Consider the following 12230-nt stretch of genomic DNA (forward strand, 5'->3'; position numbering starts at 1 on the left):
GATTTGTGGGTTCCCTCTCCAATCTCAAATCTAAAATCTCAAATCTAAAATCGAATGACTGTCTCGCGAACCATTGCTTTGGGCTTTCTCGCTGTCATCCTCACAGGTGCTCTATTACTGATGATGCCCTTTTCCACAATTGATGGAACTTGGAGCGATCCAATAACAGCACTCTTTACCTCTACTTCCTGTGTCTGCGTCACGGGCTTGTCGGTTGTGGATGTCGGAAAATATTACTCTTTTTGGGGGCAACTGTGCCTAGTTTTACTGGTGCAAATAGGAGGCTTGGGCTACATGACAGCCACGACTTTCTTGCTGCTGTTATTGGGTCGCCGCTTTGGCTTGAAAGACAAAGTTGCCCTGCAACAATCTCTCGACAAATCCGGGCTAGCCGGCGTAGTGCAACTGGTGCAGTCAATTCTAGCAACAACGCTTTTGTTTGAATTAACTGGAGTGTTTTTGCTGATGTCGGTTTTCGTCCCCCAATACGGATTTAAAGACGGTGTGTGGTCGGCGGTATTTCACAGCGTTAATGCCTTTAACAATGCTGGTTTCAGCCTGTATTCAGATAATTTAATCCAGTACATCAATTCGCCTGTGATTAACTTCACAGTCAGCGGTTTAATCATATTTGGGGGAATCGGCTATCAAGTAATTATGGAAATGTACCTCTGGCTGTGCGCTCGCTTCAACAAAAGCCCTGTTTGCACAGTTTTTTCCCTAAATTTCAAAGTCGTTACCAGTACAACTGCTGTTCTTTTAATTTTAGGAACCCTAGCTTTTTTGGTGCTGGAATACAACAACCCAGCAACTTTCGGTCCTCTCAATTTCCCTCAAAAATTGATGGCAGCTTGGTTTCAATCTGTTACTCCCCGCACGGCGGGATTCAATACAATTGACATTGGCAAAATGAGCGAAGCCGGGTTATTTCTGACCGTCGCGCTGATGTTTATCGGCGCAGGTCCCGGCAGCACCGGCGGTGGCATCAAAATCACAACTTTTAGGATATTATTTTGCTGTACCGCAGCAGTTCTCGAAGGCCAGGAAGATGTGGAGTGCTATCAGCGTCAAATCCCGCCAGCAATGATTCTGAAAACCATTAGCGTCGTCTTCGGTTCTCTGTTGGTCGCGTTCACATCTGCAATTTTAATTGAGATGACCAATCCCCAACTAGAATTTATCGCAGCGCTGCTTGAGGCAGTTTCAGCTTTTGCGACGGTCGGTCTTTCCACAGGAATTACAGCCAAGATTTCAGCGATGGGCAAGTTGGTTTTGATTGCTACAATGTATGTAGGTAGGGTTGGCGTACTGCTGCTGATGAGTGCTGCATTCGGCGACCCAAAACCCAGGTCTTTTAAGTATGCTGAGGAAAGTTTGTTAGTGGGATAAAAAAATCCTGCCTCGTTGCTGATAATCTAAACAATGGGTGACAACCCAAATCAACTTTTACTACTTACCCAAAAATCAAAAGGAGGCGGCGCTGTCTCTGCTAGAATTTAAACAGCAAGACGCTCAGCGCTGGATATTGAGTGAACCTGTCATCTTTGAATTTTTTTCGCAGTTTGCGCGCCGACAACAAGCAGTTTGCAGTTATTGGTTTGGGACGCTTCGGCAAAGCTGTGTGTTCGACTCTGCACGGCTTGGGTTACGAAGTCTTGGGAGTTGACACCGATGAAAAAAAAGTAACTCAAGCTTTGACCGAGCGCATTGCTGCTCACGTTGTGCAGTTAGATTCTACAGAGCCTAGCGCTCTTGCGGAAGCCGGTATATTTGAATTTGAAACAGTGATTGTGGCGATCGGCAATTACCTAGCAGAAAGCATTACCACCACCCTTAATCTTAAGGAAGGCGGGGTAAGTCACGTAATAGCCAAAGCTTCTTCGGAAACTCACTTAAAACTGTTGAAAAAAGTCGGCGCAGATCATGTAGTTTTTCCCGAACGAGAAATGGGCTGCTCTGTGGCCCGCCTTCTTACAAAACCCAGCATTTTAGAACGGTTTGACCTCGACCCAGATCACAGCATCGTTGAGGTGCTTGTTCCTGAAAAGTTTGACGGTAAAACCATCTCCGAATTGGATCTCCGGCGGAAGTATGGTTTGAACTTACTAGCAGTCGGTCGCGCAGACAAGTTCGAGATTAATCCACAGCCAAGCGAACGCTTGAAAAAGGGCGACGCGATGGTAGTTGTTGGTTCTAATCAAGATATCAATCGCTTGCCCATTTAACAGATCGCCATTTTACGCACATACAGCCCGACTCCTGGACTCAGAAACCCGGTTTCTTGAGTTCCGAGTCCCTAAGTCGCAAGCAAGTCTTGCCGGATGCGTGAAAATTTCATCCCCCCACAAACCCGGTTTATCTTAGATAAATCGGGTTTCTCTGTCGATCTTTATGTTCTAATTTTTAACCGAAATATCTAAATTGAATTTCACCAATGCTGGGGTTGCTTGCACCTTTGCTAGTCCCTCTCAGAACATAGCCAGACAAATCGGGAAAATTTCAACAAAGTAGCAGCACCCGACGATCGCGATCCCGCAAATCATAGGAGCGCTAGCCGTGAAAATTCAGCCGACTTTCAAGATATCTTGCAGGTAAGCTTTGCCCAAAACCAGAACCGCCAAGACTAGAGCGAGTTCAACAGGCCAAGGACACACCGCCAGAAACCAAATTAACGAACACACTCCAATAATTGCAGCTATGGGAGCCGGAATCCCGTCTAGCGTTCTGTTGTCAGTCCCCGCAGTCACCCACGCAGCAATCAAGCAGAGCGTCAACGGAATCAAGCAACTTGCGATCATGGTTTTTACCCCGTCAAATTTTTTTTACATATGGCATTTGAGCATATTGTAACAATACATCAAAGATTAGGAAATGCACCAGAAATTACGATAAAATTTAAGGTTAGGTAATTAATACCTTGGGGCAATATTATTTTTAAATTTTTAGCTTCGCCTCTATCCCAAGGCAGAAGTAGGTTGGCACCAGGCAGAATTTGGGGATTCTTCTTTGTGCAAAAGTGCTTTTGCTTTCTACCTTGAGATGAATTGCGATGCGCCTATCTATGCAAGCTATACTGAGCATTGCAGTCACTTACTGTAGAGCGTGAATCAATGCTGGGTAAATTTTTTCGCAAGCCAGAATCAGAAAACAGCGATCGCGTCCCCCCGGGTCAATACCTTGCCAACGGCTTTCCCGTGCTGACCTACGGCGATACACCCTCAGTCAGCATTGAGAGTTGGGAATTTAAAGTCTGGGGATTGGCAAAACCAAAAACCTTCACTTGGTTGGACTTCCAGGCCATGCCCCAAAGTAACTTTACAGCAGATTTTCACTGCGTCACCCGGTGGTCAAAACTCGACGTGCAGTGGACGGGAGTCAAAGTCACAGATTTTATGAACTACACAGAAGTTGACCCGAAAGCGATGCACGTCTTGGAACACTGCTACGGGGGCTACACCACTAACATTGCGATCGCAGACTTCCTCCGAGAAGAAAACTTTTTCGCCCACACCGTCTTCGGCGAACCCCTATCCCCAGACCACGGCGGCCCAATGCGGTTGGTAGTTCCGCACTTGTACGCTTGGAAAAGCGCTAAATGGATTAACGGCCTGGAATTTACAGAAACCGAAGAACTCGGTTTTTGGGAACGCAACGGCTACCACCGGCGGGGCGAACCTTGGGCTGAGGAACGCTACAGCGGTGTGTTTTGATGGGGTCGATCGGGATTAGGACTTGCCCACAGCTTCTATAGACCGTATTTCTGGAGGGGAAATCCGCTGTTTGACCGCTTCAATCTGCGGAAATCGCATCTCGATCGCATCTTTGGGATCTATCACTGCCGGGGTTTCCTCTAATTTCACCAAAATACGTAAACCCAACGATCGTAGTTTGTACGTAATTTACCAGATAGATAAACTACTTTAACTCCCCTACACAAGTCCCAAACAACAAATATTCCCCGTTTCTGGTTAATATAAAACTCCTTTAACTGTCAGTTAGCGCGGGCATTACCGTGTTTATACGTAAGTGTTTGGTTTTGATGATTTAGACTTGGAATAAAATAAAAAATTAGCATAAACTCGACCCTATTCATTTTGGTCGAGTTTATGCTCCCATGCTTGCTACTGCAAGGTTTAAAGCCACAATTTTTATAATTATTTGGTGTGTATTTAGAGGGAGCGATCGCCCGCAGGCTTATTCGCCAGACAGGATTTGTGAAGGATATGTAAAGGCTTGATAAAGAATATGTCAAAATTTACCTAAAGTGGCAAAAACACAAACAAAATATATGATAATGAAACTATTAAGATCGTCGCACGAAAGGAAACAGCTTATGAATACCAAACTCTTATCCGCCCTAACAGCTACCGCAGCCGCCACAGCTCTGTTTGGCACCGGAGCTCCAGCTCAGGCATTCTCCTTTGGTACCACCGGCATCAAATTCCAGCAAGATACAAGTGTCACCTTTAACTTCAAAGAATCTCACGGTATGTACACTTCCTCTTTGGGAGTCTACACTGTGAATGACTCGGTGATCGAGAGAGCGGCCATCCTGTTTGAGGAAACTAAATCCTCAGACAACGGCGGCGAGAACGAATGGAAAGGAACTGTAGGCAATACAGTCTCGGTTGGATCGTCAGCATTCACCTTCGTGGCAAATAAAGTTTACACTTTGGGACTCTCCAGTGGCGACAACGGCACTGTCTACTCAACCTCAGCTTTAAACGCCGGCGCCCAGCTAGCCGTGTTGGGCGGCTCGTCGCTGTGGAACGCACTCGGCAAAGAAACTACAAGCACCTTCCAAGCTGCCGGACAATTCACAGACGCAACAGCTTCTCTGTTTAACGGAGGCGCAGTCATCTCCTTCGACGATGGCGGTAACGGCAACGACGCGGACTTCCAAGACTTCACCGTAACGGCAGAAGCAGTTCCCGAACCGATGACGATGACTGGTTTGGCTCTCGGTTTGGGTGGCTTGGTGGCAGCGCGCCGCCGCCGCGCTAGCAAGACGGCTTCCTAATTTTTTTCAACCGGAACAGTCGGCTCAATGACGTTTGAGAAAAAAGAATACGATTTGCAGGCGCGCTGATGAGAAGTCGGCTCGCCTTTTGCTTGATTTCAACCAAAGGACACCTTGATATTAGGCGTCGCTAGGTGAATTTGACCGAAGAGTTGTTCGAGGAGTGCAAGTAGTACAAATTCACCGGTACGGGTTGAGGAATTTTAACCCACTTTTGGCACACTCCACTGTCACAATCGGTTTTGAGGTAATTTTGAAAACCACATCAGTCATTTTTTTATATAAATAATGGAAAAATTGGACTGGCGATCGCCAGTCCAATTTCCCCAAACTCCCAAAATTCCTAGTGTGACACTTGGCGGGTGCGGAATGTGGGTTAGAAAATCAGAACTTACGCCCCGAACATACAGCGCGATGGGAACAGCCAGCGACTGTAGATATCACTCAATCGAGTTCCCGGACTAAAAAAGCCCATTCATCTGCCAATTCTTCAATGATTTTCGCAGTGGGTTTGCCGGCACCGTGTCCCGCTTTGGTTTCAATCCGAATTAACACCGGTTTTTCTCCCCCGTGCATTTCTTGCAAAGCAGAAGCAAACTTGAAACTGTGGGCAGGAACTACTCGATCGTCGTGATCGGCAGTTGTAATCATTGTTGCCGGATAAGCCGTTCCCGGTTTGAGGTTGTGCAGGGGAGAATAGCCGTGAATTGTGGAAAATTCTTCGGGATTTTCCGGCGAACCGTATTCAGAAGTCCAAGCCCAACCAATGGTAAATTTGTGGAAGCGCAACATATCCATGACGCCGACGGCCGGCAGTGCTGCACCGAACAATTCCGGCCGCTGAGTCATGCAAGCTCCCACTAATAAACCGCCGTTGCTGCCACCTGCGATCGCCAATTTGGCCGGTTTGGTATACTTGTTTTCGATCAACCATTCAGCGCCAGCTATAAAGTCATCAAACACGTTTTGCTTGTTCAACTTTTTGCCTGCTTCGTGCCATGATTCGCCGTACTCGCCGCCTCCCCGCAAACAGGCGATCGCATAAACTCCGCCCATCTCTAACCACACTATCCTGCTAACAGAAAAACTCGGGGTTAGCGAGATGCCAAAACCACCGTATCCGTACAGGTAGGTGGGGTTATTGCCATCCAACTGCAAGCCTTTCTTGTGGGTAATAAACATGGGTACTTGCGTACCGTCTTTGCTGGGGTAAAATACTTGTTTTGTCTCGTAATCGTCGGGATTAAAATCGACCTTGGGCTGCCGATAAATCGTACTTTCATCTGTCACCATATTGTAGTGATAGATGATGTTAGGTGCAGTGAAACTGGTGTAAGCATAAAAAGTTTCGGTGTCGTGCCGCTTGCCGCCGAATCCTCCCGCTGAACCGATTCCGGGCAAGGCAACTTCTCGCACGAAAGAGCCATCTAAGTTGAAAATTTTAATCTGGCTGTAGGCGTCTTTCAAGTAGGAAGCGACAAATTGATTGTTCAGGAGGCCGATGCCTTCGAGAGTTTCTGCTGCTTCGGGGATAATTTCTGTGAACCCCCCCTCCCGGGGCGACGGAGGGGTTTCATCACAGGCGAGGGATGAGGGAGGTGGGTTGTTGGTGTCGATCGCAATTACGCGGCCCAGCGGTGCATTCAAGTCTGTTTGAAACCAGAAAAGAGAACCGTCATTGTCGATGAAACTGTACTCAGCCTCAAATTCGTTAATCAGTTCTACAACGGTTGATTCCGGTGCAGTTAAATCCTTGTAGAAAATCAAGTTTTTGGTTTCAGTTCCTTGCCAAACTGAGATAATCAAGTATTTGCCATCTTCGGTGACGCCGCCGCTAAATCCCCACTCTTTTTGGTCTGGTCGCTCGTAGATTAATACGTCTTCAGATTGGGGCGTGCCGATTTGATGGTAAAACAGTTTTTGGTAATAGTTAACTTCTTCGTGCTTGCTTTTTTCGTTAGGTTCGTCGTAGCGACTATAAAAAAAACCTTTGCCGTCGTGAGTCCAGGATGCTCCTGAGAATTTAATCCACTTTAAATGATCTGATAAATCTTCGCCGGTTGCCACGTCACGGACTTTCCATTCCTGCCAGTCCGAACCGGAACTTGACAAACCGTAGGCCATGTATTTGCCGTCTTCGCTGATAGCTATTCCACCCAGAGCAACGGTTCCATCTTCTGAGAGAGTGTTGGGGTCAATTAATACTTTTGGTTCGCTATCGAGGGATGTTAACGTGTAGAGTACGGATTGATTTTGCAGGCCGTCATTCTTGTAGTAGAAATAACGATCGCCTTCTTTGAAAGGTATGCCGTATTTCTCGTAATCCCAAAGTTGAGTCAGGCGCTGTTTGATTTTTTCCCGCGCCGGAATTTCGTTGAGGTAGGCAAAAGTGACTGCGTTTTGGGCTTCCACCCAAGCTTGCGTTTCCTCAGAGTCGGGATTTTCCAGCCACCTGTAGGGGTCGGATACTTTGACGCCGTGGTAGTCGTCTGTTTGGTCGATTTTGCGGGTTGTGGGGTAGGTGAAAGGTCGATCGAATTTAGCCATGATTTTTTACTCTCGGTAACTTTGTCCAGTTTACCCTTTCGCGGCAGTGACGACAGGGAACAACGAAACTCAAGAGCAAAAATCAAATACCAAATACCCGACAGGTTGAAACCTGTCGCTACACCGACAAAACCCGCCGATGCGGGTTTCATATCTTACAATTGTGTCATTGCGAGCCTCAGCGAAGCAATCGCAGAAGCTTAGAATATAGCTCTCATCGCATCAATTGTATACTCTTCATCCTTTCTTCTCTTCCTACCCTTCGGGAACGGCTTCGCCGAACGTGCCCTTGGCGTCTTCGCGGTTCGTTTCTCTTATTTTTAAATCAGCCATCACCCGTTTTCAACTAATCCAACTCTCTCCTTCCTTCCAAAGCGCGAGCCAATGTAACTTCATCGGCATATTCCAAATCTCCCCCCATCGGCAAACCAAAAGCTATGCGCGTCACTAAGGTAAAAGGTTTTAATAAGTGACCGATATAAAGAGTAGTAGTTTCGCCTTCCACGCTGGGACTAATAGCAATAATTACTTCCTTAACCTTTTGCTGGCTGACGCGCCGGACTAAGGGTTGAATGTTCAATTGTTCTGGGCCAATTCCATCCATCGGCGAGATAACGCCCCCAACAACGTGATATTTACCCATGTATTCCCGCGTTTTTTCTAAAGCGATTACGTCGCGGGATTCTGACACTACACAAATGGTATGAGTGTCGCGGTTGGTATTGCGGCAAATTTCGCAAACAGGGTCAGCAGATAAGTGAAAGCATACTTGACAGAAACCTACTTGCTGTTTGGCATCAATCAAAGATTTAGCTAGGGCTTGCACTTCTTCTTCCGGTCGCTTCAAAATATGTAAAGCGAGCCGCTGGGCTGTTTTTGGACCGACTCCTGGCAAGCGCTGCAATTGTTCGATTAAACGAGCTAAAGGTCGAGTGTACATTAAAAATTGGCGGTAATTGGTAATATCATTTCTGGTTGATTCGCGATGGTAGAATTGGCGCGAAGTAGGGGCGGCTTTTACCAACCATCTATGTTTTAAACTAAGTATATCATAAACTCGTCCCGCCCATACACTGATGGCTATTGACTAATTTACCCTCCACTAATTTTAGCTTTGTAGCCTAATTTTGTGATAATTTCTAGCAGCTTTTGCTTGTGTTCGCCTTGAATTTCGATTTCATTATCTTTGACTGTGCCGCCAGTACCGCATTGGGCTTTTAGCTGCTTGGCTAAAGTTGCTAATGTTTCGGGTTTTTCCTGAAACCCGCTGATGACTGTAACTGTTTTGCCACCGCGTCCTTTTCGGGATGCTTCGATTTTGAGGTTTTGTTGATTGGGGGGAACTTCGGCAACTCCCCGTTGGAGGGCTGCCGAGTTGTCAACGTTGCCAAATTCAGAGTAAACTATTCGTTTCCCCTCGGTTGTTTTGCTGTCAGAATCTTTGCGTTTGGATGCTGCCATAGGTTAAGATGCTTGAACTTTTTTTACTGGTATTTCTAGTTTTAGCGGATTGGGGTATGGTTGCGATCGCTCGGAACGCGCTCTATCTTCTACTTATTGTATTAGCCCGTCAAGCGTTCAAGGAATTATAATGAAATTTGTGCGATCGCCTCAAGTCCACAACCGATTTGGTACGATCGATACCAAGCCTCTAGCTTACCCGCGAATCTAAAAAATCTAAAATCTAAAATCTAAAATCAAATGACAGTCACCCCCCTGCATCTCACCACCGAAACCAGCGCCCAACGCCCAGACTCCCTCGGCAGATTCGGCAAATTCGGCGGCAAATACGTCCCCGAAACCCTGATGCCCGCTTTATTTGAACTAGAAGCCGCTTTCCACAAATACCGCAGCGAACCGGAATTTCAACAGCAACTCCAACAATTGCTCAAAGATTATGTCGGCCGCCCCAGCCCTTTGTATTTCGCGGAACGCCTCACCGAACACTACGCTAAAGCAGACGGAACTGGCCCGCAAATTTACCTCAAACGCGAAGATTTAAACCACACCGGTGCTCACAAAATCAACAACGCTTTAGCTCAAGCATTGCTGGCAAAACGTATGGGCAAAAAGCGGGTAATTGCTGAAACTGGTGCCGGTCAACATGGCGTTGCTACTGCTACAGTTTGCGCTCGTTTCGGTATAGAATGCGTTGTCTACATGGGCGTTCACGACATGGAAAGACAGGCTTTAAATGTGTTTAGAATGCGCTTGATGGGAGCCGAAGTGCGGCCGGTGGCGGCGGGTACGGGAACGCTGAAAGATGCGACTTCCGAAGCGATTCGCGACTGGGTGACAAATGTCGAAACAACTCATTACATTCTCGGTTCCGTAGCGGGCCCGCATCCTTACCCGATGATGGTACGCGATTTCCATGCGGTAATCGGTGAAGAAACGCGCGCTCAGTGTCAGGAAAAGTGGGGCGGTTTGCCGGATATTTTATTAGCTTGCGTCGGCGGCGGTTCTAATGCAATGGGTCTTTTCCATGAGTTTGTCGGGGAAGAAACTGTCAGATTGATTGGTATTGAAGCGGCGGGCGAAGGCGTGGAAACTGATAAACACGCTGCTACTTTGACTAAGGGAAGTGTGGGAGTTCTACACGGGGCAATGAGTTATTTGCTGCAAGATAATGAAGGTCAAGTGATTGAGCCACATTCGATTAGTGCGGGTTTGGATTATCCGGGTGTGGGGCCGGAACATAGTTATTTGAAGGATGCGGGCAGGGCTGAATATTATAGCGTAACTGATGCAGAAGCGCTGGGAGCATTTCAGCGGCTTTCGCAGTTGGAGGGGATTATTCCGGCTTTGGAAACTTCTCACGCGATCGCCTATTTAGAGACTCTGTGCCCGCAGCTAACAGGCAATCCGCGCATTGTGCTGAACTGTTCGGGACGCGGCGATAAAGACGTGAACACTGTGGCGAAGGTTCTGAATATCTAGGTTAGCGGAATGTGGGGCGATCGCTCTGTAGGAATTGGTAACAATTAACTTTATTTCTCGTTTGATTTCATGTCCAAAGGTTTGATTTTGATGTGCTTGGGATTGTTGACAATCCTGCCTAAGTGTGACACCTCTATTCCTACGCGATCGCTGCCACAAACTCCCATGAATACTAATGTTGCTTCGAGTGCTATTACTGACTTAGAAAAAGCGGTTAACCAACAGATCAATAAATACCGAGCATCTAAAAAGTTGCCACCGCTGACTATCGATCCGCGAATTAGTCAGTTAGCAAGAATTCACAGCGAAGATATGGCTAAGGGTAAAGTAAGTTTTAGCCACGATGGATTTGAAGGGCGGGCGAAAGCAATTACTATTCCTTATAAAAGTGTAGCTGAAAATCTTGCTTACAATTTCGGTTACAGCGACCCGGTACGCAATGCTGTTGAGGGTTGGATTAAAAGTGACGGCCACCGCAAAAATATGGAAGGTCAGTTTAATGTGACAGGTATTGGGGTTGCCAAAAATGCCAAAGGCGAGTATTATTTTACTCAGCTTTTTGTTCGCAGTCGGTAAGGTGAAGGAAGAAGGAAGTTCGGCAACGGATTCTGTAACGGATGTAACGGATGTAACGGATGTAACGGATGTCAGGAAGAGGGAAGAGGGAAGAAGGCAGTCAACAGTTAACAGTCAACAGTCAACAGTCAAAAATTACTAATAATGGAATTTGCAGATTTTCAAGTGTGCGATGGTGATATTCCCGATTCTCTCTTATCTTATTATTTGACTGCGCCGGCGATCGCGGTTGATACGGAAACAATGGGTTTGCTACCTTGGCGCGATCGCTTGTGTTTGGTGCAGTTGTGCAATCCCGAAGGTAAAGTTGCAGTGGTGCGGATTGCCAAAAGCCAGACAGCAGCACCGAATTTAAAGAAGTTAATGGAAGCCGAAAATATTGAGAAAGTATTTCACTTTGCGCGCTTCGATCTGGCAACAATGCGTTACAATTTAAGTATTGACATTGCACCTGTTTTCTGCACAAAAATAGCGAGCAAACTTGCGAGAACTTACACCAACAAACACGGACTTAAAGATTTAATCCAAGAATTGGAAAAAGTAGAACTCAACAAAACTTCTCAAAGTTCTGACTGGGGAAATTCTGAGCATCTTTCAGACGAGCAACTCAGCTACGCTGCTAACGATGTCCGCTATTTGCTGAGCGCTAAACAAAAGTTGACTGCTATGTTGCAGCGAGAAGAACGCTGGGAAATTGCACAGCAATGTTTTCAGTGTTTGCCAGTTTTTGTGAGTTTGGATTTATTGCAGTACAAGGATGTTTTCGATCACAGTTGAGACTCGTGCAGTTAGAAACCTCTCGCTCGAACTAGACAATTGAAATCAATTCCGCGCTTCATCGTCGGGGGTAAAATCCAGTCAACAATCAACCGCAGACGGTGCAACCGGAATTGAGCTAATTAATCTGCGTTAATCTGTGTTTATCTGCCCTCTCATCTGCGGTTCAAAAAAGAGAATGTATTAACCGCCCCGGACAAGGGATTGACCCCGATCCACGCAGAGGAAGAGAAGAAATATCTGAATAATTCCGATGCTAACAGATTGGATATGAAATCCCTACTGCACAAACTTTCGTCTGCGCAGACTAATAAATAAAGGAGAAATATAGGAAGAAACAGGCTTTGAGGTCAGCGAGTCCGATCGCCAA

At 46.5% G+C, this 12230-nt stretch carries 12 protein-coding genes; 8 read left to right on the forward strand and 4 right to left on the reverse strand.

The window, feature by feature from the left end; translation table 11 throughout:
• Nucleotides 1–54 precede the first annotated feature (54 nt).
• Complete coding sequence (locus tag QUB30_RS05585) at nucleotides 55–1389, forward strand: TrkH family potassium uptake protein (RefSeq protein WP_333330303.1); 1335 nt, start codon at nucleotides 55–57, stop codon at nucleotides 1387–1389.
• A 140-nt stretch (nucleotides 1390–1529) separates the two neighbouring features.
• Nucleotides 1530–2225 (forward strand): TrkA family potassium uptake protein, encoded by a 696-nt coding sequence (locus QUB30_RS05590; protein WP_333330306.1) that lies wholly within the window; start codon nucleotides 1530–1532, stop codon nucleotides 2223–2225.
• Nucleotides 2226–2564: 339 nt separating this feature from the next.
• Here the strand turns inward: QUB30_RS05590 and QUB30_RS05595 are convergent, their stop codons facing one another.
• Entirely contained in the window at nucleotides 2565–2798 is a 234-nt protein-coding gene (locus QUB30_RS05595; protein WP_333330309.1) for a hypothetical protein, read from the reverse strand.
• A 312-nt stretch (nucleotides 2799–3110) separates the two neighbouring features.
• Here QUB30_RS05595 and QUB30_RS05600 point away from each other — a divergent pair, with 312 nt between their 5' ends.
• Both QUB30_RS05600 and QUB30_RS05605 read left to right on the forward strand, forming a co-directional pair.
• On the forward strand, nucleotides 3111–3710 hold the full coding sequence (locus QUB30_RS05600; RefSeq protein WP_333330312.1) for a sulfite oxidase-like oxidoreductase: 600 nt from the start codon (nucleotides 3111–3113) through the stop codon (nucleotides 3708–3710).
• 623 nt (nucleotides 3711–4333) lie between these two features.
• Complete coding sequence (locus QUB30_RS05605) at nucleotides 4334–5020, forward strand: PEP-CTERM sorting domain-containing protein (protein WP_333330316.1); 687 nt, start codon at nucleotides 4334–4336, stop codon at nucleotides 5018–5020.
• A 444-nt stretch (nucleotides 5021–5464) separates the two neighbouring features.
• On the opposite strand, the gene QUB30_RS05610 is transcribed toward QUB30_RS05605, so the two are convergent.
• From QUB30_RS05610 to QUB30_RS05620, 3 genes are all read right to left on the reverse strand, one after another.
• Nucleotides 5465–7567 carry a prolyl oligopeptidase family serine peptidase gene (locus tag QUB30_RS05610; protein ID WP_333330319.1) on the reverse strand — a complete coding sequence of 701 codons (2103 nt, stop codon included), beginning with the start codon at nucleotides 7565–7567 and terminating at the stop codon, nucleotides 5465–5467.
• A gap of 346 nt (nucleotides 7568–7913) precedes the next feature.
• The gene (recR, locus tag QUB30_RS05615; RefSeq protein ID WP_333036394.1) at nucleotides 7914–8507 is read right to left on the reverse strand and encodes a recombination mediator RecR; all 594 of its coding nucleotides are present in this window, start codon (nucleotides 8505–8507) and stop codon (nucleotides 7914–7916) included.
• A 152-nt stretch (nucleotides 8508–8659) separates the two neighbouring features.
• A complete protein-coding gene (locus QUB30_RS05620; RefSeq protein WP_190737631.1) occupies nucleotides 8660–9028 on the reverse strand; it encodes a translation initiation factor in 369 nt (122 codons plus the stop codon).
• Between the two features lie 240 nt (nucleotides 9029–9268).
• On the opposite strand from QUB30_RS05620, the gene trpB reads away from it, so the two are divergent.
• From trpB to QUB30_RS05640, 4 genes are all read left to right on the forward strand, one after another.
• Entirely contained in the window at nucleotides 9269–10507 is a 1239-nt protein-coding gene (gene trpB, locus QUB30_RS05625; protein ID WP_333134538.1) for a tryptophan synthase subunit beta, read from the forward strand.
• Between the two features lie 69 nt (nucleotides 10508–10576).
• On the forward strand, nucleotides 10577–11083 hold the full coding sequence (locus tag QUB30_RS05630) for a CAP domain-containing protein (RefSeq protein ID WP_333330322.1): 507 nt from the start codon (nucleotides 10577–10579) through the stop codon (nucleotides 11081–11083).
• 1 nt (nucleotide 11084) lies between these two features.
• Nucleotides 11085–11225, forward strand: a complete 141-nt coding sequence (locus QUB30_RS05635; protein ID WP_333330325.1) for a hypothetical protein — start codon at nucleotides 11085–11087, stop codon at nucleotides 11223–11225.
• Nucleotides 11226–11227: 2 nt separating this feature from the next.
• On the forward strand, nucleotides 11228–11860 hold the full coding sequence (locus tag QUB30_RS05640) for a ribonuclease D (protein WP_333330328.1): 633 nt from the start codon (nucleotides 11228–11230) through the stop codon (nucleotides 11858–11860).
• Nucleotides 11861–12230: the final 370 nt, after the last annotated feature.

Source organism: Microcoleus sp. BROC3 (assembly GCF_036702515.1).
GTDB lineage: Bacteria > Cyanobacteriota > Cyanobacteriia > Cyanobacteriales > Microcoleaceae > Microcoleus.

Coding starts and splice junctions, on each gene's coding strand:
- QUB30_RS05600 (WP_333330312.1), top strand. CDS start 3,111: ATGCTGGGTAAATTTTTTCGCAAGCCAGAATCAGAAAACAGCGATCGC.
- QUB30_RS05585 (WP_333330303.1), top strand. CDS start 55: ATGACTGTCTCGCGAACCATTGCTTTGGGCTTTCTCGCTGTCATCCTC.
- QUB30_RS05620 (WP_190737631.1), bottom strand. CDS start 9,028: ATGGCAGCATCCAAACGCAAAGATTCTGACAGCAAAACAACCGAGGGG.
- QUB30_RS05595 (WP_333330309.1), bottom strand. CDS start 2,798: ATGATCGCAAGTTGCTTGATTCCGTTGACGCTCTGCTTGATTGCTGCG.
- QUB30_RS05640 (WP_333330328.1), top strand. CDS start 11,228: ATGGAATTTGCAGATTTTCAAGTGTGCGATGGTGATATTCCCGATTCT.
- QUB30_RS05610 (WP_333330319.1), bottom strand. CDS start 7,567: ATGGCTAAATTCGATCGACCTTTCACCTACCCCACAACCCGCAAAATC.
- trpB (WP_333134538.1), top strand. CDS start 9,269: ATGACAGTCACCCCCCTGCATCTCACCACCGAAACCAGCGCCCAACGC.
- QUB30_RS05630 (WP_333330322.1), top strand. CDS start 10,577: ATGTCCAAAGGTTTGATTTTGATGTGCTTGGGATTGTTGACAATCCTG.
- QUB30_RS05605 (WP_333330316.1), top strand. CDS start 4,334: ATGAATACCAAACTCTTATCCGCCCTAACAGCTACCGCAGCCGCCACA.
- recR (WP_333036394.1), bottom strand. CDS start 8,507: ATGTACACTCGACCTTTAGCTCGTTTAATCGAACAATTGCAGCGCTTG.